Source organism: Arthrobacter zhaoguopingii (assembly GCF_009828595.1).
GTDB lineage: Bacteria > Actinomycetota > Actinomycetes > Actinomycetales > Micrococcaceae > Arthrobacter_D > Arthrobacter_D zhaoguopingii.
Genome location: NZ_WPNY01000013.1, coordinates 1 through 25,798 on the forward strand (window position 1 = coordinate 1; position 25,798 = coordinate 25,798).

23 protein-coding genes and 2 pseudogenes are annotated in these 25,798 nt (G+C 62.4%); 14 read left to right on the forward strand and 11 right to left on the reverse strand.

What is annotated here, in order from left to right; translation table 11 throughout:
• On the reverse strand, positions 1-812 hold an 812-nt coding region (locus GVV86_RS15175; protein ID WP_246670014.1), incomplete at its 3' end, for an SGNH/GDSL hydrolase family protein.
• A 314-nt stretch (positions 813-1,126) separates the two neighbouring features.
• On the opposite strand from GVV86_RS15175, the gene GVV86_RS15180 reads away from it, so the two are divergent.
• The gene (locus tag GVV86_RS15180) at positions 1,127-1,666 is read left to right on the forward strand and encodes a GIY-YIG nuclease family protein (protein WP_159803235.1); all 540 of its coding nucleotides are present in this window, start codon (positions 1,127-1,129) and stop codon (positions 1,664-1,666) included.
• Positions 1,667-1,754: 88 nt separating this feature from the next.
• Here GVV86_RS15180 and GVV86_RS15185 read toward each other — a convergent pair whose 3' ends face one another.
• Entirely contained in the window at positions 1,755-2,072 is a 318-nt protein-coding gene (locus GVV86_RS15185; RefSeq protein WP_246670005.1) for a nucleoside/nucleotide kinase family protein, read from the reverse strand.
• Between the two features lie 284 nt (positions 2,073-2,356).
• Here GVV86_RS15185 and GVV86_RS15190 point away from each other — a divergent pair.
• A pseudogene (locus GVV86_RS15190) lies at positions 2,357-3,515 on the forward strand (IS30 family transposase).
• Positions 3,516-3,569: 54 nt separating this feature from the next.
• Here GVV86_RS15190 and GVV86_RS15195 read toward each other — a convergent pair.
• Together GVV86_RS15195 and GVV86_RS15200 are read right to left on the reverse strand one after the other, a co-directional pair.
• Complete coding sequence (locus tag GVV86_RS15195) at positions 3,570-4,415, reverse strand: phosphotransferase family protein (RefSeq protein WP_159803236.1); 846 nt, start codon at positions 4,413-4,415, stop codon at positions 3,570-3,572.
• Between the two features lie 224 nt (positions 4,416-4,639).
• Positions 4,640-5,875 (reverse strand): MFS transporter, encoded by a 1,236-nt coding sequence (locus GVV86_RS15200; protein ID WP_159803237.1) that lies wholly within the window; start codon positions 5,873-5,875, stop codon positions 4,640-4,642.
• A 608-nt stretch (positions 5,876-6,483) separates the two neighbouring features.
• On the opposite strand from GVV86_RS15200, the gene GVV86_RS15205 reads away from it, so the two are divergent.
• Positions 6,484-7,080, forward strand: coding sequence for a helix-turn-helix domain-containing protein (locus GVV86_RS15205; protein ID WP_159803316.1), 597 nt, complete (start codon positions 6,484-6,486; stop codon positions 7,078-7,080).
• Between the two features lie 2 nt (positions 7,081-7,082).
• Positions 7,083-8,300, forward strand: coding sequence for an MFS transporter (locus GVV86_RS15210; RefSeq protein WP_281406964.1), 1,218 nt, complete (start codon positions 7,083-7,085; stop codon positions 8,298-8,300).
• Positions 8,301-8,330: 30 nt separating this feature from the next.
• Here the strand turns inward: GVV86_RS15210 and GVV86_RS15215 are convergent, their stop codons facing one another.
• Positions 8,331-8,888 carry an MOSC domain-containing protein gene (locus tag GVV86_RS15215; protein WP_159803239.1) on the reverse strand — a complete coding sequence of 186 codons (558 nt, stop codon included), beginning with the start codon at positions 8,886-8,888 and terminating at the stop codon, positions 8,331-8,333.
• A gap of 386 nt (positions 8,889-9,274) precedes the next feature.
• Complete coding sequence (locus tag GVV86_RS15220; protein WP_159803240.1) at positions 9,275-9,907, reverse strand: Type 1 glutamine amidotransferase-like domain-containing protein; 633 nt, start codon at positions 9,905-9,907, stop codon at positions 9,275-9,277.
• A gap of 815 nt (positions 9,908-10,722) precedes the next feature.
• On the opposite strand from GVV86_RS15220, the gene GVV86_RS15225 reads away from it, so the two are divergent.
• The gene (locus GVV86_RS15225) at positions 10,723-10,944 is read left to right on the forward strand and encodes a hypothetical protein (protein ID WP_159803241.1); all 222 of its coding nucleotides are present in this window, start codon (positions 10,723-10,725) and stop codon (positions 10,942-10,944) included.
• 1,829 nt (positions 10,945-12,773) lie between these two features.
• Here the strand turns inward: GVV86_RS15225 and GVV86_RS15230 are convergent.
• Complete coding sequence (locus GVV86_RS15230; protein WP_159803242.1) at positions 12,774-13,328, reverse strand: GNAT family N-acetyltransferase; 555 nt, start codon at positions 13,326-13,328, stop codon at positions 12,774-12,776.
• A 499-nt stretch (positions 13,329-13,827) separates the two neighbouring features.
• Here GVV86_RS15230 and GVV86_RS15235 point away from each other — a divergent pair, with 499 nt between their 5' ends.
• A complete protein-coding gene (locus tag GVV86_RS15235) occupies positions 13,828-14,331 on the forward strand; it encodes a hypothetical protein (protein WP_159803243.1) in 504 nt (167 codons plus the stop codon).
• Between the two features lie 204 nt (positions 14,332-14,535).
• Here the strand turns inward: GVV86_RS15235 and GVV86_RS15240 are convergent, their stop codons facing one another.
• Positions 14,536-14,892, reverse strand: a complete 357-nt coding sequence (locus GVV86_RS15240) for a hypothetical protein (protein ID WP_159803244.1) — start codon at positions 14,890-14,892, stop codon at positions 14,536-14,538.
• A gap of 311 nt (positions 14,893-15,203) precedes the next feature.
• Here GVV86_RS15240 and GVV86_RS15245 point away from each other — a divergent pair, with 311 nt between their 5' ends.
• The 4 genes from GVV86_RS15245 to qcrB all read left to right on the forward strand — a co-directional run bounded on the left by GVV86_RS15245 (position 15,204) and on the right by qcrB (position 19,564).
• Positions 15,204-15,617, forward strand: coding sequence for a cupin domain-containing protein (locus GVV86_RS15245; protein ID WP_246670006.1), 414 nt, complete (start codon positions 15,204-15,206; stop codon positions 15,615-15,617).
• Positions 15,618-15,820: 203 nt separating this feature from the next.
• Positions 15,821-16,048, forward strand: coding sequence for a hypothetical protein (locus GVV86_RS18745; RefSeq protein WP_246670007.1), 228 nt, complete (start codon positions 15,821-15,823; stop codon positions 16,046-16,048).
• 341 nt (positions 16,049-16,389) lie between these two features.
• On the forward strand, positions 16,390-17,709 hold the full coding sequence (locus GVV86_RS15255) for an NAD(P)/FAD-dependent oxidoreductase (RefSeq protein ID WP_159803318.1): 1,320 nt from the start codon (positions 16,390-16,392) through the stop codon (positions 17,707-17,709).
• 157 nt (positions 17,710-17,866) lie between these two features.
• Entirely contained in the window at positions 17,867-19,564 is a 1,698-nt protein-coding gene (qcrB, locus tag GVV86_RS15260) for a cytochrome bc1 complex cytochrome b subunit (protein ID WP_159803245.1), read from the forward strand.
• 334 nt (positions 19,565-19,898) lie between these two features.
• Here qcrB and GVV86_RS15265 read toward each other — a convergent pair whose 3' ends face one another.
• Both GVV86_RS15265 and GVV86_RS15270 read right to left on the reverse strand, forming a co-directional pair.
• Positions 19,899-20,816: a sigma factor-like helix-turn-helix DNA-binding protein gene (locus GVV86_RS15265; RefSeq protein WP_159803246.1), complete on the reverse strand. Its 918-nt coding sequence runs from the start codon at positions 20,814-20,816 to the stop codon at positions 19,899-19,901.
• 44 nt (positions 20,817-20,860) lie between these two features.
• Positions 20,861-21,721, reverse strand: a complete 861-nt coding sequence (locus GVV86_RS15270; RefSeq protein WP_281406966.1) for an RNA polymerase sigma-70 factor — start codon at positions 21,719-21,721, stop codon at positions 20,861-20,863.
• A gap of 507 nt (positions 21,722-22,228) precedes the next feature.
• Between GVV86_RS15270 and GVV86_RS15275 the strand changes: the two genes are divergently transcribed.
• The 3 genes and pseudogenes from GVV86_RS15275 to GVV86_RS18925 all read left to right on the forward strand — a co-directional run.
• A complete protein-coding gene (locus GVV86_RS15275) occupies positions 22,229-22,987 on the forward strand; it encodes an SDR family oxidoreductase (protein WP_159803247.1) in 759 nt (252 codons plus the stop codon).
• Positions 22,988-23,314: 327 nt separating this feature from the next.
• Positions 23,315-24,343 (forward strand): type I glyceraldehyde-3-phosphate dehydrogenase, encoded by a 1,029-nt coding sequence (gap, locus tag GVV86_RS15280; RefSeq protein ID WP_159803248.1) that lies wholly within the window; start codon positions 23,315-23,317, stop codon positions 24,341-24,343.
• Positions 24,344-24,469: 126 nt separating this feature from the next.
• Positions 24,470-24,547: pseudogene (locus GVV86_RS18925) on the forward strand (UBP-type zinc finger domain-containing protein); the annotation flags it as partial.
• Between the two features lie 12 nt (positions 24,548-24,559).
• On the opposite strand, the gene GVV86_RS15285 reads toward GVV86_RS18925, so the two are convergent.
• Positions 24,560-24,838: an SDR family oxidoreductase gene (locus tag GVV86_RS15285; protein WP_159803249.1), complete on the reverse strand. Its 279-nt coding sequence runs from the start codon at positions 24,836-24,838 to the stop codon at positions 24,560-24,562.
• Between the two features lie 127 nt (positions 24,839-24,965).
• On the opposite strand from GVV86_RS15285, the gene GVV86_RS15290 reads away from it, so the two are divergent.
• Complete coding sequence (locus tag GVV86_RS15290) at positions 24,966-25,733, forward strand: SDR family oxidoreductase (RefSeq protein WP_159803250.1); 768 nt, start codon at positions 24,966-24,968, stop codon at positions 25,731-25,733.
• The last annotated feature ends 65 nt before the right edge of the window (positions 25,734-25,798 follow it).

Genomic DNA, 25,798 nt, shown 5'->3' on the forward strand with positions numbered 1-25,798 from the left:
ATCGTCGTCGCCTCCGGGCGCTTGGGAGTGATCCCGTCGCCCGCGGAGCGGTTGTGCAGCCGCCGCAGCACCCACGGCACCAAGTACTCGCGGGCCCAGACAGCATCCTCGGTGCGGGCCATGCGCCAGGTCCTCGGCGGAAGCGGCTTGGCCTGCATCGGTTCCAGGGTGTGGTTCACGGCGAGCGTATCGAGGACCATCATTGCCACCGTGTGGTGCCCCAGGGGCGAGAAGTGAAGGCGGTCCTCGGCCCACATGCCCGGATCGGAAAGCTGCCGCAGTGCCCACATATCGGCGATAACGGCGTCGTGCCGTGCGGCGATGACGCGGAGGTTTTCATTGAGGACCGCCATCTTCAGGCGCATCCCCCCTAGGACCGTGTCGCGTACGTCCGGCCCGGTGAAGAGCACGACCGTCGCGCCGCCGCTGCCGAGGTCCTGCACAGCCGCATCGAGGCGGGCCGCCATCCGGTCCGGATCCGCTCCGGGACGCAGCAGGTCGTTGCCGCCTGCCGAAATGCTCACGAGGTCCGGCTTTAGTGCCAGCGCGGGCCCGACCTGCTGATCGATGATCTGCTGGAGCAGCCGTCCGCGCACCGCGAGGTTCGCATAGGAAAAGCTGCTGCAGCCGCAGCCGAGCTCCTCGGCCACCCGGTCGGCCCAGCCCCGGTTCCCGCCGAGGCTATCGGTGCTTGGGTCACCGATGCCCTCGGTGAAGGAATCCCCCAGGGCGACGTAGCGCCGCCAAGGGTGCGGTACCGCGACGGCGACGGCCTCCGTGGAGGAGATGTCGGCCGGATGGACTGGCTGAATTTCGCTCACCTGTCCATCCTGCCAAGCCGGGACCGCCCAACGCGACCCTAGGTAGCCTCCTCGACCTGTATGTGACGCCTGCGCCCGGTGCAGCGCTTGGGCAACCCTCACCGGGCATTTTCTCGGGCGGGGTATACGCGACTGAAGGGCGCCAAATTCCACCTGGGATTTGTCGTTTCTCAAAGTCGTCTGCGCGACTTCCCAAAGTCGACTGCACGGGCGCAGAGCGACCGCCTTTCGGACCCGCTGCGCAGGAAGGGTCAGCCTGGCCCTCCTGCTCTTGTCTGCAATTTTGATGGCGATACTGTTGCGTCATGACAAACTCCTACGACCAAGGCGATCTGAATATTTACGGTGCCGAGGATGACTTCGAGATGGACACCATCCTCGATGCGATGGACAAGGCGACTTCGTCGACATCGCTCGACTCCGCTGAGCCTGCGGGCAAGGACTGGAGTCGGCTCCTTGCGGTGCCGAGACGTGCTGCAAGTGGTCTGACCCGCGCGGATCTGCCGAATGAGCCGGGGGTTTACCTGTGGTCACGTGGTGGGGCGCCGCAGTATGTCGGCACGGCGACAAGTCTGCAGAAGCGGCTCTCGACGCACCTTGGCGGAGGTGTGAGCCTCGCGGGATCTTCGTTGCGTCGGAACGTATGTGAACTGCTGTTTCAGATCCCGCCCAATATCACGGGCAGTCCGACTCGGCAGAAAGTGACGACTGGGCAGGCGACAGCGATTCGGAGCTGGCTGCTGGGCTGTGACGTTTCCTGGCTCCGAGCGCGTACTGAGCGTGACGCTGCGGCGTTGGAGGCTCGGCTTCGGCATGTATTTCGGCCGCCGTTGAACCGGGTGTAGCCCTCGAGCCACGGACAGCGAGGCCACCACGGCTATCCGCGCCTATCAGGCGATACTGCGTGCTATAGCGGACTTGCTAGCCGATGGTTCACCGGACGTGGCCGGCGGATTCCATGAGGCGTTCGACAGCATCAGCCAGTTCTGAAAGCGGTCGGCGTCCGTCGAGCTCAAGGGTTGCACCCTGTCGAAGCAGCGGTTCGACGTCGAGGACCTGCTGGCGGATCACGGACTGCTCTGTCTCTACGTTGCCGTAGGGATTGCTGGTACGAGTGGATACGCGCTCGATGAGCACTTCCACCGGTGCGCTGAGGAGTACGACGGCCTCGAAACGGTTATAAAAGCGTCCCTGGTTCTCGACAGTTCCCGAGATGACTACAGACGAGTTCGAAGCGAGGTACGCGGCCATGCGCGTTTCGTTCCACGTGCCGTCTACAAGCACCCAGCCGTCATAGTCGGTGTCGAGCGTCTAGTGGCCCCGCCGGGATAGCTCGCCCAGCACCGTTGTCTTTCCCGTGCCCGACATGCCGGTAATCAAGACTCGAGACATGAGCTCAGCCTATCCACACAACAGTTGCCCGGAGAGGAATGGTGAGTTCAGTCGGTCGTTGCAACACCCCCTATTGAAGTGAGGTGTTGTGAGTGGCGTCGAAGAAGGAACGACTCGAACAGGAGGCGCGGTTCTGGGTGTTGATGGCCCAAGGATCGACGCTGACAGCGGCCTGTGATGCTGTGGGGGTGAATCGACGAACTGGACACCGTTGGCGCCAAGCAACCGGCGGCCGTATCCCGCGCGCGAAACCAGAGCCTTCAGGCCGGTACCTCTGCCTGGAGGAACGACTGCGAATAGCGGACCTGCACCTGGCCGGGTGTGGTGTTCGGGCGATCGTCCGGGAAATAGGCAGGTGTGCTTCGACGGTCAGCCGCGAGTTGCAGCGGAACAACCCACGCATGGCTCTGCGGGGACGGGCCTCGAACCGGGTGAAGTACGCCCCGTACGCTGCGCAGAAAAGAGCTGAGTTATCGGGCCGGCGGCCGAAGGCAAGCAAGTTCGATGACCTGGAACTTAGCCTGGTTGGTGCAGGCTAAGTTGTGTGTGAAGTGGAGCCCGGAGCAGATCAGTGACCACCTTGCCATGGCTTGTGGTGACCGGCAGGAGTTGCAGGTGAGTCCAGAGACGATCTACCAGGCTCTGTACGTTCAGGGCCGCGGCCATCTGCGCGCTGACCTGCATCAACACCTGCGCACCGGGCGTGCGGTGAGGCGTCCCAGGCGCTCCACCACGGCGAAGAGTTCGGGGAAGATCCCGGACATGATCCTCATCAGCGAACGCCCCGCAGAGGTCGCCGACCGTGCCGTGCCCGGCCATTGGGAAGGTGACTTGGTGCTCGGTTCGAACTGCCGGTCAGCTATCGCGACCCTCGTTGAACGCCAGACACGATTCGCGATGCTCATCCATTTGCCAGGGGATCACAGTGCGATCACCGTCAGGGATTCTTTGTTGGCCGCCATCAAGACCCTCCCGGCGCACCTGGCCAGATCCCTGACCTGGGATCAGGGCACCGAGATGGCCCGGCACCGCCAAATCAGCATGGCCACGAAGATGGCGATCTACTTCTGCGATCCGCATTCGCCGTGGCAGCGTGGCTCAAACGAGAATCTCAATGGTTTGCTGCGCCAGTACTTCCCGAAGGGCACAGACCTTTCCGTTCACTCACCCCAGCGCCTGCTCGAGGTCGCCACCGAACTCAATGACCGGCCGCGTAAAACCCTCGGCGGAATCACCCCCGCACACGCCATGCAACAACTACTGTTCAAACCAGAAAACCCGACCGTTGCAACGACCGCTTGAATACACCATCGGGTCACGAGACGGCTCTGCGCCGATCACTGGCGTTCTATCGCTTCAGATTTCCCGGAGCCAGGTGTTTGCCCGGGTGACGGCCCGGTCGATCTCCTGTGGCGGCCGACCGCTGAGGAGGTAGAAGGCAACCTGCTGCAACCGGAAGGTGTTCCGCCGGACAGATGCCCGGCGAACCTCGGAAAGAGGAGCGAGAAGTGGCAGCTTGTCCCACCCGTTCCAAACCCCGACACAGGCCAGGTCAGTGGAGCGGTCGCTGCGCGAGGCTAGATCCCAATCCAGCACACCGGTGATGTGGCCGCCTTCCCAGAACACGTTGTGACCCCCGAGGTCACCGTGGGAGAACACCTTCTCACCCGGCCCGAGGTCCGCCAGGGCAGCAACGGCATCCAAGGCCCGCCCCTGTACGTCCGGGGCCAGACGCGGAATGACCTCATCGAGTTGGATCTGGTACCAGTCGGCTCCCCCGCAGAAGGACAGAGGTTCGGTCAGCAGTCCGTCTATCGGCCCGGTGGGGATGGAGGACACTTCGGTGAGCAGGCGCTCCAGCTCGCCCGGCTCCCCGTCCCGTGCCGGGCAGGGTGCTCCGGGTATCAGCTGGGTTGCGACAGCGGACAACCCGTTGACCTCCACGACCGGGCCCAACGACCTCGGCAGAAGGAGCCCGACCGAAGCCGGGATGCGGTCCACCAGCTCCTGGCGCTTCCGCATTGTGGCCGCCATGTCCGGGTCACGACCAACCCGGACCGCGGCACTGCCGTCCAGCAGGACCACGACATGGGCCGACCCAATGTCCACAACCGACCGGGCAGCCGCCTGCGCAGCCGGCGGCAGACCGCCGACAGCGGCATCCACGACGTCGTGCAGCCGCCCGTCCTCGATACTCCCCATCACCCGACGGTAACAGGGCAGTAAGTGCTCTACAGGGATCAGCGGTAGAGACTCCTGAGCAAAGCGGCGGGTGGGATTGTTCAGATTCAGGCCGCATGGACAGGGGCCGATGGTGTGTCCCGGACGGGCCGGGAGACCAGTCCCTGGCGGCGGTACCGGAGAATTGCCGCATTGGAACCGCCCGAGACAGCGCCCGCTGAGGGATCCCTGATGGCCAGGTACTTCTAGGCCGTCCGGTTGACCCGGTAGACGTCGCGCACCCCGAGGTTTATAAGCGTCACGGCGATGATGCCGATGCCGCAGACCAGCAGCAGCAGCCCCGGTGAAAAGGAGGTGGCCAGCGCCCCGATGGACACGTAGGCGATCGGAATGGCGACCCTCTCCCCGATGGAGTTGAAGGCCATTACCCGGCCCAGCACCTCATCCGGAATGTGCTGTTGCAGCACCGTCGACCAGCAGATGATGGAGACATCCAAGGCGACCCCCGCGAAGGCGGCTGCGCCCATCACCGCCCACAGGGGCAGCTGGAATCCAAGGGCCAGCAGCGGCAGGGCCAGGGCGCCGCTGCAGGCCACGGAGACCGCCAGCAGGTGCCGCGGCTTCCAGCGAAGCGAAACGACCGTGCCGGCGACCAGGCCGAAGGCCAGCGCCCCATGGATCAGGCCCCAGGAACCCGCCCCGTCGTACTCGAGGGAGGCCAATACCGGCCCGAGGAGCTGGAAGCCGGCCAGCCAGAACGCCACGAGAACGGTCCCGCAGGCGGTGAAGGTCCATAGCCAGGTGCGGCCGATGAATCCCTGCCACCCCAGCTTCAGGTCCTCCACAACGCTGGTCGGAGCCGACCGCTCCGTGCGGCCCAGCTTCAGACCCCGGATCAGCAGCGCCGCGATGACGAAGCTCACCGCATCCCACAACAGCGCCCACCCCGCACCGGCCGTGGCCACCAGGACCCCGCCTACGACCGGGGCCAGGATCCGCACCACATTGCCGGGCAGGCGCAGATACGAATTCGCCTGCTGCAGCAGCTCCTCCGGAACCACCTGCTTCACGATGCCCTGGGCCGCCGGGGCGTTGAAGGCCATAAAGATGCCCGAGACCGCGGCGGCAATAATCAGCGGCGTGCTGGCGAAACCGAAAAGCACCGCCCACGCGACGAGCCCCTGAGTGGCACCAAGGCCCAGGTTCGAGACGAAAATAATGCTGATCCTGGACCAGCGGTCCGCTGAAATTCCTCCCACGATAAGGAAAATGATCGTCGGAATGGAATTCGCGGCCAGAACAATACCCAGGTTTAGCGGCGTCCCGCCGATCTGCAGCACCGCAAACGCCAGGGCGATCGGTGCCATGCCGTTACCGGTGGCCGAGACCAGATTCGATGCCAGAACCCGCCGGAACACCGGAAGCGCCAGCGGCGATCTCACGGCGGCACTTACCGGATTGTCCTCAGACGTGGTTTGCATACGCAGACTGTACAAGTCCTCCCCGCACGAAAACGTCAGGGCCGAAGCGCGCCGCCCGATCTCAATCCTCACCCTTGACCGGTCCTGGACCACGAATGCCGCCGTAGGCCCGCCCGCGAATGTGTCCGTTGAGGGATCGATCTAAGGGCACCGAAAGCGCCCCGCTCTGATTTGTACTGTGAAGGGAGCTGGTCGTGATTTCAAGTACAAAAGGAACATGCACATCGTGACTGAGCCCAAGGGAATCGATATGAAGCTCCCGGCAGCCTTCTTGCTTCCTACCTTGCCATCGTCGTGGCGCTGTTCTTAGTCGACGTGTTGGTTGTGGACTTCCTACCGCACTGGGCGTTTCCACTGATGACCTTGCCTGGGCTCATCAGCCTCATCGTGGTGGAGAGGAAAAGGAGCCGGCGTAGCTCCGAGTAGCTGCGAAGCAGCACTCCGGTAACCATCGCTTAAGCCACCGATAAGGCGTGCCAGTTGAGGAACGGCTTACGGACCCCCGCGCCTTCTCGAGGGAGGGGTGCTTGCTGGCATTTCTGAAGTATGCGCTTGACAAATCGGGCGGACGATCAGGTAATGAAGTATCTACTTCAGATCGGAGCCTCATGTCAGGCGGTCAAGCCCATTCCGTACCTCCTCGGAAGGTCGCCGGTAAGGATGCGCTTGCGGCGTTGGCCGTACCGGCCCGGTTTGCGATTCTGGATCACCTGCTGGCCTCGGGGCCCGCTACCGCGAGTCAGTGCGCGAAGGTCGTGGGTGAGACTGCTTCGAACTGCTCCTGGCACCTTCGGGCCTTGGCGAAGGTCGGGCTCGTTGAGCGTGCGGAAACCGCAGCCGGTGACGGCAGGGACCGTCCGTGGAAGGCCACAGCGACCGGTTTTGATTTTTCCGGCGACGGCACCCCGGCCGGGGAGCTGGCTGGCACCGCACTCGAGAGTGTGGCGGCACGCAACGCAAATGCCGCGTTCGACCGTTACCTAGCCCACCGGAGCGAATTGTCGAAGGAATGGCAGGATGCGGCGGGAACCCACCGGTACCATCTGGTGCTCACCGCGGCGGAGCTGACCGCTCTTCTGGCGTCGATCGATGACCTCGTCCGGCCCTACGTTAGGCCGCACCGCGCCGAACTACCGCAGGGCAGTCAGGTGGTGCAGTTGCAGATACGGTCTTTCCCCGACAACCCTGCCGACGGCGATGTGTAGCAGTGCTGCGCCTGCTGCGTGATCGACGTATCGCGGGACTGGCCGGGGCGGGCTTTCTAGCTGAAGCAGGCGATTGGATGCTGCTGATCGCCCTGCCGCTTTACGTACTGGAACTCACCGGATCCCCGCTGGTCACCGCGACGGTTTTTGTCCTCGGACTGGCGCCGACCATCGTCGCCGGGCCCCTGGCAGGGGTGCTGGTGGACCGTAGCGAGCCCTGGAAACTCATGACCATCACCGCCGGACTGCAGGCTCTGTTCCTGGTCCCGCTTCTGGCCGTGGACGACACCACAGATTTTTGGATCCTGTACAGCGTGGTAGTCATCGAATCCGTGCTCGGAACGATCATCGAACCCTGCAGAGCCACCACCGCCGCCGCCCTCGTTCCCTTGGATCAGCTCGCGCAAATCAACCAGCTCATGGGTTTGCTCTCCAGCCTCGCGCGTCTGCTCGGCAGCCCTATCGGCGGACTCATCCTCGCCGCGGGCGGTTTCGACGCCATCATTTGCGCGAATGCAGGCACCTTCCTCGCTGCGGCCGTCATCTTCGCCCTTGGCACCCGTGGACGACAAAAACCAGCACAAGAAAACCTGGGCGCAGGCTCTTATACAAGCCCCTGGGCCGACCTGGTCGAAGGCCTGCAAATCACTGCCGGGACACCGGCTCTGCGCGATGTGATGAGTGTGGTGTGCTTCGTCGCTCTCGCCCAGGGCGGCTTCGTCCTCTTGTTCGTGCTCTTTGTCACCCAGGAACTCCACGGCAATGAAGCCGACGTCGGCGTCCTGCGCGGCGTGCAGGCCATCGGCGCGCTCACGGGAGGGGCGTTACTCGGGCTGATCATCAACCGCATCTCACCACGAAGACTCATCTCAGGATCACTCATCATCTTCAGCGCCCTGTCACTAACGATCTGGAACCTGCCCGCGCTGACCACCAGCTTCCCGATCTACATCGGGCTCTTCATCCTCATTGGTGTTCCCGGGGTATCCCTCATGACCGGCCTGGTGACCGTCCTCCAAAGCACCTGCGAGCCGGGGGCGCGGGGACGGGTCCTCAGCACCTACTTCGCTCTCTTCGGAGCAATGCAAGCCATCGGCACGCTCCTTGCAGGCTTCCTGGGAACCGGGCCAGGACTGACCATTGGCCTGCAGATACAGGGCCTTCTCTACGCCGTCGCGGCACTTATGGCGCTCCGCCTAAAAACCCCAGCTCAACCATAACCAGCCAGCTACCTGCACCAGACACGGAACTTATACCGGCTCAAGAGGTCGGTACGGCCCCTCAGGCAAATCGACCCTCACCGCGTCGCCCGCGACAACTTCACCGTCGTTGAGGACGATTCCCATAATGCCTGCCTTGCGGATGACACTCCCGGCATCGTCTTTCGACAGAACAGCTTTGAGCAATCGGGGCTGGAACCGGTTGATCTGAGGACAGGGATTCCTCAGACCCGTCACCTCTATGACTGCTTCGGACCCAATCCGGACAATGGTGCCGCGGGGAAGGCGCAGCAGGTCCAAGCCGCGGGTGGTGATGTTCTCCCCCAAGTCGGCCGCGCCCACCTGGAATCCCGCATCCCTTAATTCGTCGAAAAGCTCGGCTTGAATGAGGTGGACCTGCCGAAGATTCGGTTGGGCCGGATCGGCCCGGACCCGCGAGAGGTGCTGCACCGTGCTGCCAGCGTGAGCATCCCCCTCCACCCCAAGCCCTGCCCGAAGAATAATCGACTGACAGAGACTCTTGCTGAACTTGTGCTCAGGGCTCCGACTGACTGATTCAACCAATCCCTCCCCCGCCGGCAGATCCATTGTCAGTACTCCCAAAGGTAGATTTCGCTGATTCAGACCACACACCACGAGTGTGCAGCTGACTACAAAACGAGCCTACCGGCGGCCGAAACGCGGACTTGGAAGTCGGCTCTAGCCGAGCGGCCGTTTAGCCAAGCTCGCATCACCTGGCCGCGGTGAGCTTGGGGGCAGGATTCTCTCAAACCAGAAGGGCCGTCCCTGGCCCATTACCGACCCGACCTATGCGTGTGTGCAGGCCAGCTGGTGGAGCTGGGACAGGCCGTGATCACCCGAGCAGTCGGAGCCAGACGCGCGTCCGCACCGCCCGAAAGCGCCCGCTGAGGAATTCCTCAGCGGGACAGCGTCACATGACCGCCTAGGCGAGGCGCTTCTGTCCCGTCATGGGTTCAGATGAGCGTGGTCGTGCTGCCATGGATCACCAGTGCCTGGCCATCTCGAAGCGGCCAGTACGGCTGATTCGTCCGGTCATATCGGGAGGCCACCCGGGTGAGGGCTTCGCTTTCGGGATGTTCCGGGGACTGAATGTGGGGCACGAGGGGGCGGTCGAGGATGTTCAGACCATCGAACCTGACACTGCCGTATGTGGCCAGGCAGTCAGTCGTTGAGTCACACTCTTCCAAGCCCGACAGGGTGGGACCGAGAATGCAGGCACCGGCGCTGAAACCGGCGTAAACGAACGCATCCTCCTCGAGACGATTCACGATGACCTCATCCATACCTGAGAGCGCCATGGCCGCACGCAGCATGAAGACGTTCCCGCCGCGGACCCACAGGAACTCAGGATCGCCGAGATGCGCAGCGAGCGTTCCTGCGTCGTGCTTACGGAGATCGAGCTCCTGGGCGGCGAGTCCCAGAGCCTGGAGGTTCGCTATCTGCCGTTCGGCCTCCCGGTGCCGCACCTCATCATCAACCCCGTCGAGGGCATTGAGGATGACCCAGCCGCGCCTGTCACCCCGAACCAGGTCCGAAAGCACCTCAGGATGGCTGCCCAGCTGATATGACGATAGGTAAAGACGCATGGGAGTCATTGTCCCGGCTCTCACACACCTGGGGATCCAAGCAGTTCACCGCGCCGAGCGTGTCCTTCAGCGCATACACACCGCCCCGGCACCGATACCAGGCGGGCACTCGAAGTACATGGCGGCGTGCCCCTCCTTGCACTGAATCTTTTGGCAAGCGGGGTTTGGCGACACGGTGCCCACGCCCCGGACGAGAGCATCAAGGTGTCTAGTCTTGGCGGATGGGGAAACAAGAAACTCATAGAGAAGGTCCGACCGGCCCAGTGGAGCGGGTGCAGATCAGGGACCTCGGGGCACCAGCATCCGAAAGCCCTGCCTTCAACAGCGGCGCCACAGTCCATTCCAGCGGCCTGGGCGGCGTTGACGGCCAGCTTGCGGAAGGAACGCCGACCCGCGGAGGTCCGGCCCCGTACCCGCGCAGCATGCTGGCGGCATGGGCCGGTGTTGCCGCGTTCGGGTACTGCATCCTCTATACCGCGGCAACCTCCTCGCTGCCGGCGGAGACACCCCCGGATCAGGTCCAGTCCGTCTCACAGCCCGTCTGCAAAGTCGTGAACGGCCCCGGAATGCAACCTTCGAAAGAAGTGTCCATGGGCGCCTGCACCCCGGGGAGCGGGCAGGAGGCAGACGGCGCCCCGGCCCATCCGGTATCGGCGTGTGAGGCGATCGGGGGCCGGCCCCAGCCTCCCCGGCCGCTTACCGACGACGGGGAAAGGGTCCCCGCGACAGGAACGCCGCTGCCGGCGGGCCAGTCAGTTTATGCCCGGGTTGATAACGCCGAGGGAACCCCTGGGACGATAACGGAGGTCGGCATAATGTACCGCGACGGAACCATCGCAGTCTGCGGCCCCCTAGAGTGGCCCTATGCCCATGCGGGCCAGACCCTCACCCAGCACCTCCCGTCGGATGAGAGCCTCGGGGCACTGGCCGAGGGTGAAAGCTATGCCTACGAGCTCACCCCCGCAGGCACCCTGGAATTGGCAGGCCTGCGTCACCCGGACGGGACGATAGCGCCGCTGCCTGCGGCACAGGGATAAGACCCGATACACCGCTGGTCCTCGCCGTCGCATAGTCAGATCACGTCATCTTCGCTCTACCGCCGAGCTTCGCCGCCGCTGCCCCGAAAGGCTCCTTCGAGACTCTTAAGTCTGATCGTGGCGATGGTGTTCATGAATCATTCACTCCCGGTGACTGCCTCGCCTGAGCTGCTCGGCGAGGATTGGAGGTCCAATATTTGCCCTCTGCAACCTCATCCCCATCGTCCTCCAAGCGCGGAAGAGCCACATGGGCGCTGATCCACGCCTTGGCCCTCATTCAGACCATCAATAGTTTCAGAACAAGCGACCAGCGACCAAAGAGCAACCTTACTGTTGCGTCGGCTGCTCGAATCCGCCGGAGGATCATTGCGCATATCATCGTACGGGTCTTACGTGCATGCGTTTGTCGAGGACTCATATAGCGCTTCCGCAAAGCGCTGGCGTGCATGGTGAGGGAACGGCAAAAGCGACACGACCGGGATGTAATTAGCGTATCCATCCGACAGGGAGGGTGAACTGAACATTGCAGGCTATCCAGGACGTGGATCCGCCCCCTCGATGTCGTGGCACACTTTTGGACTGATCCTGGACTCCTGTCTCGGTTCTTCAAACCCCGGTTCCCGAGCCGGGCGCTCCGCCCGGAGCATCGTTCTTTGGCTCCGGCCAGCCCCCGGGGCGGCTTTGCGTGCCGGGGTTCCGCCCGGCATGGCGTTTGTGCTGCCGCGCAAGGCGCGCCTTCGTTCCGGCCCGCCGGAAGATCCCCACCGTAAGGCGGGCTACGAGCACCATTGCGGTGACAGAGAACAGACCGAAGAAGAGGCCGCCCAAGAGCAGCAACCAGGCCACACCGGCCGAATACTCCACCAGGTAATCGCTGCTTCTCCTAGGGCCCGGCACAAGCACCTCAGCTGGAGGCTCCACAATTCCCGTCAACCATCCAATAGACTCCATGGCGTAGCCGAAGGAAATCGCACCTAAAACGACGCACACAGGCACAAGCATCGCATTAAGCAACCCCCTGCCGAACCGATCCTCAGTCGATAACGACTCCTTGAAAGACTCCCTAAAAGACTCCACTGTCCCCCCTCATACGCCACCGCAGCGACGCCTCAAATGCATCGTCTCGCCCGCCACTGTACCGGCGCCGGACCGGCCGTGCCGTATTTTCGAACCCCGTACCTGGCGGACGGTAAACATTCCGGCTGTTTTCTGCCGCGTTGGGCCGCCCGGAAAAGTGTCCGCTGAGGGATCCTCTCGCGGGAACCACCCGTCGTTGCGGAGCGCCTTTCGTTCGTCTTTCCCACCTTCCGATTGATGGGGATTGTTGCGACTCCGCCTAAAGCCCCCGCACCGACGAACACTAGGACGCCGATCCACTCGAAAAGCTGACAGGCGAACAATCACATCACCACGAAAAGAGAGTTCAAAATCAAAGTTCCATCAGCATGTTCAAGCTTCCTCCTAGGGCCCGGCGGAAGTGAGGCATCGCTGGCTATTCCTAGTACACACTGAAAAATCCTGACTGCCATTCGAACCTCAAGCTAGGCTTCAAGAATGACTGATATGCAGCGCTCCAACCGGTCATTCTCATCGTGGTGTCGCTTTTGATTGGGCTGGCATTGATTTTCATTAGGGTCTACACCCGCGACTCGATCGGCTACTTTGCCAGCTGGCTCGTGGCGAGTGTTGGCATCGTGCTTGCGATTGTGCCCGCTGCGCTTTTGCGTAGGAAGCGTAACCGTCAGCAAAAGTAGCCGAGGCACAGGCCACCAGGACGACGTCCGTACGAGGATCCTGCTCGGGGACGCTGCGCGGTTTGAAGAACAAGGTCACCAAGGTGTACCTCGAAGGTCAATGCCTCCGTGCGGCCACTGGCTGACATCACATACTGCGGAGCAGATGAGATTCGGCCCGCCTTCCGACACGATGACGGATTTCTGGTCCAGGCGGGATAAACACCTCTCGGTGGCGTAAACCGGCACCCATCCCGTCGATTCATAGAACGGAACCACCTCCTGCCGGCATCCCAGAAAGCCGAAGTCGACCTTGGCCTCATCACACATCACCTGTTGAGCATGCCGCATTACTCTGCCGCCGAGGCCAGTGCCGCGTGCACGCTCATCGACCAGCACACCTCCCGTGCCAGCGACGACAATGTCATGTGCGCCTACTCCAATCAGCCGAGGCTGGAAGCCCACATGGGCTGCCAATACGGGGCCTCGGAATGCCAGGACGTGAAAGTCCGCTGGTGAATAGCCGTAAGGCGCATCGGGGTTCCACCGGCCGTACTCGCTCAGGTACTCACTGTCGAAAAGCCCCGCCAGCGCCACAAGCTCCGCAACGTCCAAGTCTCTGTGACGCTTTGTCCTGATGGTTTCCTCCATCGTCCGAGCGTATATCTGCGCACCCGATGAGCCGCTACCACTGCAGCGTCCCCTAGGGCGCCCTCCCAGGCGTCTTCCATTGACGAGGCACGAGGCATTTTAAGTGTGGAACTCGTTACTAGGTCTAAAAATTTCGGGAAATCCAAGTATCGCCACAGGACAAGGTCGTCGGCGGGCTCTAATTCTGCTCTGTCTGGCGCGGAGAAGTGAGATCCACAGCAATAGAGCGTACTACGCGCACGGATCTACTGCGGGGGCAGGTGACAGTTTGTAGGCCCGCAGCACAGGTCTTGTAGCGGTTGGGCGGCCTCTACCGGGCATTTTCTCGAGCTGGGTATACGCGAATCGATCAGGGCAGCTTCTATATAAGAACTTTGCAGTCGGAGGTTCACTGGAGGAGTGTCGCGGTGGGGGAACGGCTTACGGACAACCTTCTCCTTATCATTTCCGCATGAAGACTCCGATGCATGGCAGTGAGTAAGGAAAAGGAGCACCTGTTGTGGTTCACCCACCCGCACCACCGCCGGTCAGGGATTCACTGACAATTTTCGTCGACGGTGAGGAAGTGCCAGGACTGATCGTGTACGGACTGGCGGCACCCTCACTGGATGCTGTGTCCGGCTTCCCGTCAGAGGCATGGATCGCCAGTCCCAGTCCTGAGCACTTTGTCCTACACGGCGAGGGCTGGAAAGTGTTCCTCTGGGAGGTGCCCATCATCATCTGGCCCACCGGGGCAGCATTTCAGACGGCCGTCCGCCAGACCCTGCAGGCGATGATCGACAATGGCTGCAGGGTTGCATGGATCGGTGCGGAAGGAGTGCCCTTCTGCAACCCGCCCGCTCTTTTCGACCCTGAATGCATGTCCGACGGAGTCCTGGCATGGATGACCGACACCGGACACTTTGACTGCCCACTTGATCCCGATAAACCAATATCTCCAGTCGCAGCCGAAATACTGTGCCAGCTGAGAACCCATGCGGAAGGACTAGCGGACGCGATCTAGGCCCACAGGCTCATCGACGGCCTCTGCATCTGCGCGTGACCCAACCCGGGAAAGCACCCGCTGAGGGACCGGCTTATGGACCCGTACTGTTGTTGCAAGGCAGGCCGGTGGAGTGGGCTGTTGGCCACGGAAGGACCCAATGCCGTTCTCAGCACACCGCTTTCCGGTCGGGTACGGATGGGCATCCGTTGCTGAGCATGCGGCTTATGCGGCGATCAGCATCCTGTCCGTCTGGTGCTGCCCTTGCGCGACACTGAGTGGGCCCAGCAGCAGTTGGAGTTGACGGTCGGTGAAGAGGTTGGGCAGGCTGATTGCCAGGTGTGCACCCTGCAGCGCACCGCAGATGTAGTGGGTGCCCGCGGTGCCTCCCATCACCGCGGCGACCATCCGACGGATGCCGGGCAGATCGACGGCTCCGGCGAGACGGGATATCACCTTGGCAGCGGGTGCATAGTCACTGTGGGACTGTGCTACCCGGCTTGCTTCACACACAGCGAGCAATTGCTCGGGCGTCCAGGGGTGATCGAAAATCTGCGATGACGGAACAATGGGGGTTTTCATGACGCTCCTCGGGGCCCCTGTGATACCGGTCTGTCCGCAGATGTCTGTTCGGGAGGGAACCATACGGCTCCAACCCCGGACGGAGTATTGCCGGCTTTGATTTCAGCTTGCCCGGTTGTCGTTAACCGCCCCGAAATACCGGTGGCCGTAGGCGAAGCGCCCAGGCAGCACCTGCCTGACCGGTCTGCCGAGCTCCGCCCGGTTCCGACGCCAAGCACGGTCACAAAATCGAATCCTGCGTGGTCTTCAGTAGTAGGACCGGCTGCTGCTTCCGCAGGAGCCGGTCTTCCATCCATAAAACGAGGGAAGACATGATGCACACATCGAATGAATTTGAAGGCCAGTTAGTTATCGACGTCCTTTCGGCAGTGACTGCCGCGCCGATCCCGACCGGCGCCGAGGCGATGACCATCCTGGTCACATTGAAGCCGGGAAGCATCGGATCCCCTCCGCACCGGCACAGCGGTCCCGCCTACGGGTACGTCGTCGAGGGCGAAATGGTCTTTGAACTGGAAGGTGAGCCGCAGCGCGTTGTCAAAGCCGGTAAAACCTTCTGGGAACCGGGCGGAGATGTCATCCATTACCAGGACGGGAACAACCTCTTGGACCGGGAAACGAAGTTCGTGGTGACGATGTTCTGCGCCCCGGGCCAGCCCATGCTCGTCGTCGTCCCGGACGAGGAACTCGAGCAGCGCAAAGACCGCCGTGCGCCCCGGCCGGACTAGCGGCGATGCTCCAGGGGCGGCTCTGCGCACTCGCCACCGCCGGGTCCTGCGTCATGCACGTGTCGCAGATCGGCAGCCACCACCCATGGTGGCTCAACGTGCTCATGATTGTGATGGTAGCGGTCTGCCTTCCATGCGCGGTGCATATTTGACGCCGGCCGACCACACCCGTGCTTCACCAAGTCATGATCTCCGCATTGTCGATGGCGGTACTGCATGCCGGTCTCATGCTGGCACCGGGTACGTCGGCCCCGCGGGGCCACTCCCACGGAAACGGGTCAGCGGCGGCAGCTCCGGTAACCGATGCGGTCAATGAACAGACTCTGGGTGTCATCGGCCTCGAAATTGGAACGGCGATGCTGGCATCAACACTTGTCGCCCGGATCTGGAGCAACGTCCAGCGAACCGCCGCCGCACCGAACCTGCCGTAAGCACATTAGGCAGGCAAGGTGCGCGGCGGGTCCGCGGCAGGTAATTGACTGAATTTCTCCGGCAGAGGCCGATCAGGGTTCTCTCATCCCTCGCCATGTCCATGTCGGCGGCATTCCGCGTCGTACGGCTCCGAACAGGTCGGTGATGTCGCCCCTGACTATGGACCTGGCCCAACATAATCAACCCATTTGGACCATGGAGCTCCCGGGTGGAACAGGAGTTGCCGTTGCTCCGATCGCCGGTCAGGAGCACGATGCTCACCACATCCTCTTCCTTGGATACGTCACAAACCGGAGCTGCTTCCTGTCTTAGCTGATGATTCATCAGACAGGAGAAGATGTTGAAAAAGATTCTGATCGTGGGCGCGGGATATGCGGGTTTCTACACTGCATGGAAACTTGAGAAGTCCCTGCGCAAGGGTGAGGCCGAGGTTACGGTGGTCGATCCTCGCCCCTACATGACCTACCAACCATTCCTTCCCGAAGTTACCGCGGGATCCGTTGAGGCGCGCCACGTAGCGATCTCCCTTCGCCGTCATCTGTGGCGCACGACGGTGATCGCAGGATCAGTGACGAGCCTCGACCACGCGCACCGCACTGCTACGGTGATGCCGCTCAGCGGGCTGGAACAGTCCATTCACTACGACACTGTGGTGGTCACCGCAGGCGCTGTCTCACGTGTTTTCCCGATTCCGGGCGTGGCTGACTACGCGATCGGTCTGAAAACGGTGGAGGAAGCAGTCGCGATCCGTGATCAGCTGATGACCGCATTCGACCGCGCGTCGACCATGCCCATGGGACCCGAGCGGCGCAAGGCACTGACGGTAACGGTCGTTGGCGGAGGTTTCTCGGGAGTGGAACTTTTCGGAGAACTCCTTTCGCTGGCGCACACCCTCGAGAAGTCGTACCCCGGCATCGAGCGCGAGGACCTCAATTTCCACCTGATTGAGGCCAACAAGCGGATTCTTCCCGAAGTCACCGACGGCCCGGGCCGCTGGGTCGTGCGTCATCTGACCGAACGAGGCGGGACCATCCACCTCAACACACAGCTGACGTCCGCAATCGACGGGCACATCATCCTGTCCGACGGGAAGGAGTACGACTCGGACATGCTGGTGTGGGCAGCAGGAAATGCCGCCAATCCTGTTGTTGCAGCACACACTGACCTCCCTATCGACGAACGTGGCTACCTGCGGGTCCGCGCGGACCTCCGCGTCGGCACGGACGACTCCCCCATTGAGGGAGCATGGGGAGCCGGTGACAATGCCTCGGTCCCCGACCTGGCGTCCTCCAATCCGGGTGCACGAACAGTGCCCAACGCGCAGCACTCCGTCCGACAGGGCAAACTCCTGGCCAAGAACCTTGCCGCTGACCTCCGAGGCGAGCCTCTGCTGCAGTACAGGCACAGCAGCCTGGGGGTCGTCGCCACCCTCGGCCTGGGCATGGGAGTCTTCCAGTTCCGGCGAATCATCATTAAGGGATTCCCCGCATGGGTGATGCACCGCGGTTACCACGTGCTGGCCGTCCCCACCTGGGAACGAAAGATCCGGGTACTCCTTGTCTGGACCGGAGCCGCGCTTTTCGGCCGGGATATCGTCTCAATCCAGGCCGTACAGCATCCACGCGACGTCTTTACCGCAAGCACCAAACCCTCCCGCTGATCGGCACCGCAACAGACTTACGGCGGCACGACACCGCTTGCGCCCGCCAGCTGCACCTCGCCCCGTTGAAGCCGCGAACCCATCCGTAACACTTCCCTCAGCTGGAGAGGGCCCCTCCCATCCGTAGACCTGACCGGCCCAAAGCCGAGGACTTAAAATGACTTCCACCAGCACCCGGCCCCGCACAGTGATCCGCCGTTTGAACGCTTTGGGCAAATCACAGACCCGCTACAGCTCGATCATGAAATGGGGCACCAATAAGGCCGTACCCACCCACTGGTCCCTCATGTTCGGTGAGGTGGCGATCTACTCATTTGTGGTGCTGCTGCTGACCGGGGCGTTTCTCACCTTCTTTTACACACCATCCATGGAAACAGTCCGGTATCAGGGCAGTTATGCACCGCTCATCGGCGTGGAAATGTCCCGGGCACTCCACTCCACTCTCGACCTGTCATTCGACGTCCGCGGCGGACTTCTGATGCGCCAGGCACACCACTGGGCGGGCCTGCTCTTCATGGTGGCACTGGTTATGCATGTCCTGAGAGTGTTCTTCACAGGAGCATTCCGGAAGCCCAGGCAGGCCGCATGGGTCGTGCTGATCGGCATCTTCCTGGCAAGTCTGGCCACTGGGCTGACAGGCTACATACTGCCCGATGACATGCTCTCAGGATTGAGCCTGCTGATCATGGACGGCACCTTCAAAGCTATTCCCGTGATCGGCTCGTCACTGAGCTATCTCGTCTTCGGCGGCCCCTACCCGGGCCAGGTGATCCTGAGCCGGCTCACCACCCTGCATGTCCTCATCCTTCCCCTTGGGATCATCAGCCTCGCAGCAGTCCGGGCCGCACTGGCCCTGCTGCACAAACCAATGCAGTTCCCCGGACCCGGGCGCAGCGATCGAAGCATTGTCGGTGAGCCCCTGCTGCCGACCCGGGCGGCGAAGAGCGCCGGATTCATGTTCGTCCTTTCCGGGTTCATCCTGCTCATCGGGGGGACCGCGACGATCAACCCCATCTGGCTGTACGGTCCGTCCGACCCCGGTAATGCCGGCGCAGGATCCCAACCGGATTGGTACTTCGGATTCATCGACGGTGCGCTGCGTCTGGTGCCACCGGGATGGGAAATCACTGTCATGGGCGGAACAGTTTCCCTGGCGCTGCTGGCACCGATGACCGTCGTCGGGCTATTCCTCCTGGCCGTCACCGCCTACCCATTCCTGGAGCGCTGGATCAGCGCCGACACCACCGAGCACCACCTCCTGGAGCGCCCACGCAACAACCCCACACGCACCGCCATCGGCGCGGCCGGTCTGGGCTTTGTTGGTGTGCTCTGGGCCGCGGGCAGCGCCGACGTGGCCGCGCGGGCTCTCTCTCTCGCTTTGGAGGACCTCCTCCACGCTTATCAGGTCCTTCTGGTCCTCGGCCCGGTCATCGCGTTTTCCGTCACCCGCAGAGTCTGCCTCGCCCTTCAAAGGAAGGACCGCGAAATTGTGATCCACGGCCGAGAGACCGGACGAATAGTCCGCCTGCCACACGGCGAATTCGTCGAAGTGCACCAACCCGTGACTGCGTACGAACGCTGGAAGCTTGTGAGCTACGATCCATCGGCCCCACTGCACCCAGCAGCCTCCGGAGATTCAGTGCAACGACGCTCCATCGTGCAGAGGCTGCGCATGCGGGCCTCGGGGTGGTTTTTCGAGTACAGGATGGACCCGGCAACACCCGCGCAACTCGGGAAGGGACCGGCGGAACTGTACCGGCAGGAACTATCGGATCGTCTTGACGCCGAAGCACTGGCACCAACCCCCGGAAGTGATTTCCCGGTAGCTGCTTCGAAGGCCGATCGCAATCAATAATCCCCTCACGACGGCTCGTGAAATGACGAGAGAACCGAGGAAGCAGCGCACGAGCATCCAATGGCATCAACTGTCTTACGGCACATAATGAGGCTTCCGATAAGTTGTCACCTCCCCACCGGGCACCATCAGCGTCGCGGGCCGGGCCGCAAAGACCGGCCGGCGTGAAGCGGCGGCAATACGTTGTGAGAACCAGCTCGGCATGGCTCGTAAACACACGGTCCCCACCGGGGGACCACGGCTGCGACGACCAGAGTCATCCGGATGCTGCATACCGCAGCCCTGGCTACTCACGCCGTGGAGCTACATCAACAAGGGTAATCAGTGTTTCAGGTTAGGAGGTGTTCCACTGCTCCAGCTTGTCCGGGTTGGTGACAATCCAAATGTTGATGATCTTGTCGGCTTCCACATTTACGCTGAGCACACCGATTACGCGTTCGGCATGCCTGAAGATGAGCCCGGATCCACCATTGACTGAACGAGCGGACACGGTCATTACCGGAGCCTCTATCAGCATCTGGATCAGCTTGCGGGATGCGGCTTCCGCACCCTCGACCGGTCCTGCTACGGCACCGCACTTGCCCCCGCTGTCGACCAGAAGCGTCACCAGGGGATGGAGCATGCACCCCACGGCATGTTCGTCCCGTGCCTCGCATGCCTTCAGGAGATTGAGGACCATCTGGCGTTGGCGTTCTGCCGACACCTCGTTTTTCCGGCGGTCCTGAATGTGAAGGCGTGCTGACTTCGCGAGCCGGCGCGTCTCTACAGGTGATCGTCCGACGACATCCGCTATCCCTTTATAACCAACCCCAAAAACATCGTGGAGGATGAAAGCGACCCGCTCCTCAGCGGTCAGGGAGTCAAGCACCACCATGAGCAGCATGTTCACGGATTCGTCGAGCGTATAGCGGTCTTTCGGGTTTTGACCCGACGAGAGCTCCTCAAGGGGTGGGAAGGGCACTGGCTCGGGCAACCAGTTCCCCCGATAGCCGGCCCGGCGCGATGGCTTAACACTCAGACGCTCAAGACACACTTTGGAAACCGCTTCGGTCAGCCACTCCTGGGGCGATCCGATATCCGCCCGTTCCTCGGAAGTAAGGTTCAGCCACCGTTCGAACGCCTCCGCCACAGCGAGGTTCGCCTCGAAACTCAATCCGAGCATCCGGAACGCGATGCCAGCTAACCGTTGCCTTTCGCCTTCAAGGTCCTGTGAATAGGGCGCGCAGTTGTCGTCGTGCTCGTCATCGTGCAAGGGCTTCTCGTCTCAGGTTGTCCGGGAGATGCGTGCGGTGAACCTCACGCAGGATGGATCCGGTGCAGCTTTTGGGGGCTCATCATCCACATCAGCTGTGCGATTCCGGTTGGACCTACAGTGATGGCGAGAGCCGTTGTCGCCTGCCCGTCCTCCATCAGAACGGCTGACGGTTGACCATTGAGCTCGACCCATCCGACGGACTTGCCATTCCAGAAGTGGGAGGAGAAGGACGCGATGAACCGAGCGACGCGGGCTCGGCCCTTCACAGGAATTCGGGCGGCCAGTTTCACGCCGTTGCCGTCGGAGTAGCTCACCACATCCTGCGCGAAAAGGTCCTCGAGCGCAGTGACATCACCGTATTGAGCCGCACGCAGGAACGCCGTCAGAAGGCGCTTTTGCTCGGTGGGCGCGACCGGCACATGCCGCTCCGAGACAAGACGCTTGCGCGCCCGGGACACGAGCTGCCGGACGGCGGGTTCCTTCATCAGCACAATCTGCGCGATCTGCCGGTAGGGATAATCGAACGCTTCGCGGAGAATGTAGGCGGCTCGTTCCGTCGGAGTCAACTTCTCCAGCAGCAGCAGGATTGCGAAGCCGAGCGCCTCACCTCGTTCGGCACCCAGTGCGGGGTCGGACTCCGTGTTCACGGGTTCAGGAAGCCACGGACCGATGTACGTTTCACGTCGGGAATGCGCCGACTGGGACACGTTGATCGCAAGCCGCGTCGATATCGTCGCAAGGAACGCCCCCGGTTCCCGCACCTCTGACCGGTCACAGGTCTGCCACCGCACCCATACGTCCTGGACGATATCCTCAGCATCCGATGCGCTTCCGAGCATCCGATAAGCAATCCCGAAGAGCCGGCCCCGGTGGAGTGCGAAGACCGCCTCAGCTTCATCCAAACTCCCTGAACCCCCGGCTGGCAGGAACTCCCCGGATTTTTCGCGGGCTTCATCGCCTGCCCGCAGTCCGTGCCCTCCGGAATCGTCTGACCCGTCCGGCATCCGATGACGTCGACCTTCGGTGCTGCCTGATCCATACCCCGACATACCACTCCCAACGACAACAGTCCTCGATCGGGATTCCCTCCCGTTAACAAGGACAAGACAGGAACACCAAACGTGACACGTGCTGCAAGCCCCTACCTCCGCAGCGTCTATCACGTGAGACCGGCCGCCCGGCTGTCACACCCACTACCGGATCCCGGTCGTCGTTGGTAGCCCGGCCACAGCCGAAGCTAGGAGCTCCATCAAGGACTCCTTCTGCTTCCCGTCAGAGCCATCCGGGCAGAACGGTGTCACAAAAGCCAGAGACCCCTTGTCATACCTGTACCGGATCCGATTCCACCCTTCGGGGTGAACGGACAGCGCGAAGCGCTGCACCCAGATCGGACGATGAAAGGACCAAGAATGAAAATTGTTGTTATCGGCGGCAGCGGCCTGATCGGCTCGAAGCTCGTCACGAAGCTCACCGAACACGGACACGAAGCGGTCTCGGCCTCACCCAACACCGGAGTGGACACGCTCACCGGAGAAGGACTGGCCGAGGTCCTCGAGGGTGCACAGGTTGTCATTGACGTGTCAAATTCGCCGTCCTTCGAAGATGAAGCCGTCCTGAACTTCTTTGAGACCTCAACCAGCAATCTCCTGGCAGCGGAAGTCCGTGCCGGAGTCCGCCACCACGTTGCGCTGTCTGTCGTCGGCACCGAGCGAATGGCCGCCAGCGGGTACTTCCGGGCGAAGATCGCCCAGGAAAAGCTCATCAAGGAAGGCCCGGTCCCCTACTCCATCGTCCATGCAACGCAGTTCTTCGAATTCGTGAAGAGCATCGCCCAGGCCGCAACCGTCGGCGACGAGGTCCACCTGGCCCCGGTCTCCATCCGGCCCATGGCAGCCGAGGACGTCGCAACAGCCGTCGGGTGTACCAGCGTCGGTGAACCCCTCAATGGCACCCACGAGATCGCCGGGCCCGAGGAATTCAAGCTCGACGAATTGATCCGCCAGGGGCTGGCCGCACGCGGCGATTCCCGCATCGTGGTGGCCGACCCCCACGCCCCGTACTTCGGCATGGAACTGGCCGACACCACCCTCGTGCCAGGGCCGGACGCCACCCTGTTCACCACCCGGTTCGAGGAATGGCTCAAGGAGCCCGTGCCCCAGGGAAAATAGCCGCTACCGGGCGTAGTTCTCCCTACCCGGAAGGCCTGACCGCGGCCACCCCTCCACCGGCGCCGATGACACGATTTCCTGTCGCCGGCGCCGGCGGCACCCCGGTCTTTCGCGTGCCACAACCGGCATGCCTTTCTGACCTATGCCTGGACCGCCCGTCGCCGGGCGAATCAAACCCCTGACACGGAAGGACCACTACGAGATACGCCGATCACCGGACTTCATCCGCGGCACCGCGTAGCAGATACGCGCGGTACAGGCCCGGCCCGCCGCACCACGCGGGCACCCGGGGAAACCACCTATCCCATCAACCGCAAGGAAAGCATCATGACAGTGCGCGTCGCCATCAATGGCTTCGGTCGTATAGGCCGCAGCTTCCTCCGGGCAGCTCTCCAACAGAACGCATCTTTCGAGGTAGTAGCCGTCAACGACCTCGCAGACCCTGAAACTCTTGCCCACCTGCTGCGCTACGACTCCGTCGGCGGCAAACTCTCCGAACCCATCACGCACGAGGAGGCTCGCCTGATTGTCGGCGGCCACGCGATCCAGGTGTTCAGGCAGAAGAATCCCGCCGATCTGCCCTGGGCGGCGCTGAAGGTTGACGTCGTCATCGAGTCCACGGGGTTCTTCACCAAGGGTTCTGACACCGCACGGCACCTGGCGGCAGGAGCGAAAAAGGTCATTATCTCCGCGCCGGCCACGGGCGAGGACATCACGCTCCTGCTGGGGGTGAACGACGACCAGTACGAGCCCGGAAAGCACCACATCATCTCCAACGCTTCATGCACGACGAACTCCGTAGGAACCATTGCCAAGGTTCTTCATGAGGCATTCGGGATCGAACGTGCACTCATGACCACAATCCACGCATACACCGCAGACCAGAACCTCCACGACGGACCCCACAAAGACCTCCGCCGGGCCCGCGCCGCAGCCATCAACATCGTGCCAAACTCCACGGGAGCAGCACGAGCCATCGGCGTCGTCATGCCAGAACTCAACGGAAAGATCGACGGATACGCAATGCGGGTACCGGTACCCGTCGGCTCCGCCACCGATCTGACAGCAACCCTGAGCCGGGAAGCATCCGAAGAGGAGATCAACGCCGCCTTCAAAGCGGCGGCAGAGGGGCCAATGAAGGCTTATCTCACCTACACGGAAGACCCCATCGTCTCTTCCGATATCGTCGGGAACCCCTCATCATCCATCTTCGATGCAGGGCTCACCAAAGCCATCGGCGACCAAGTCAAAATTGTCGCCTGGTATGACAACGAGTGGGGCTTCTCCAATCGCCTGGTCGACCTCACACATCTGGTCGGCTCGGGTCTCACGCCGTCTGCAGGCAGCCGGGCATGAGCGCACCTTCCGCCGGCGGCGCCGACACGATGCCCCGCTCGATGCAAGACGCCCGGTGTGTTTCAGGACACGAGACACCATGAAACCATTCTGCGGACACCAGCTCGTATGCCGCCGCCACAGGCGATGGTCGAATGCCTGCGTGACGACGGTTGGTGGATCCACCTCCGTCGATGCGTCCGGTGCGGAGATATCGGCTGCTGCGACGATTCGCCGTCACGGCACGCAACTGCACACTTCCATGCCACCGGACGCCCCGACATCCGCAGCTTCAGCCTCGTCGATGGTGAAGACGTCGGTGCCGCCTATCTCGACGAGGCGGCGCACGCCTGTGGACGTAGTGATGCCGGTAAGCGCCGTGACGACATCATCGACAGCGACGAATTGTATCTGCTTCGAGGGGAGCCTTACGGTGCCTTGAACATCGGTGTTCCAGCCCACGAGGTCGTGCACGAATTCGAAGAACTGCGTGGAGCGGAGGAAGGCGTAGGGCACGGCTCCCTGCGCTCACCGGTTGTCACAAAGCGGAGTGCGGTGCTGTCTATATCTGTATCGGAAGCTGTCCTGTCCATGGCCTTATCACCGTGGATACCGACGGCCGGGACTTGAGGAGAGGTCGGCTGTGAGAATCGTTGTCATTGGCGGCACCGGAATGATTGGCTCGGAAGTCGTAGACAAACTGGCGGAGCACGGGCACGATGCTGTGGTCGCTTCCCCACGGACGGGAGTCGACACTCTTACCCGCCGTGGCCTTGCGGAGGCCCTGGATGGGGCCCAGGCCGTCGTGGATGCCTCCAACTCCCCGTCATTTCATGATGCGGCGACCCTGGAGTTTTTCACCCGTTCCACGGGCAACCTCCTGTCGGCGGAGGCCGTGGCGGGTGTATCCCACCACGTGACGCTGTCTCCGGTGGGCACGGAGCGTCTGGCGGAGAGCGGTTATTTCCGGGCCAAGATGGCACAGGAGAACCTTATCCGGCAGTCCCCGACTCCCTTCTCCGTAGTGCATTCGACCCAGTTCTACGAATTCGTCGGGACCATTGCCCGGGCGGCGACGGAGGGCAGCAGCGTGCGGCTCGCGCCGGTCCTGATTCAGCCTGTCGCCGCAGAGGATGCAGCGGAGGCGGTAGCCCAGGTGGCGGCTGGGGCTCCGTTGAACGGCCTGATCGAGGTCGCCGGCCCCGAGCAGTTCCGTCTTGACGACCTGATTCGACGCCGGCTCCGCCAGAGCAAGGATTCACGCCGGGTTCTCACTGACCCCCACGCCCGCTTCTTCGGGGCGGCCCTGGATGAGAGGACCCTGTTGCCCGGGGAGGCAGCGACCATCCTTCCCCTTCGCTTTCAGTCGTGGCTTGGCCAGTGGAGCCAGTCCCTGGTGCAATGGCGATGAGCGCAGACTGTGGGCCAGTCGACCAGAAGGGATCGACACGGCCAGATGGTTCGGGTTGTTTGGGA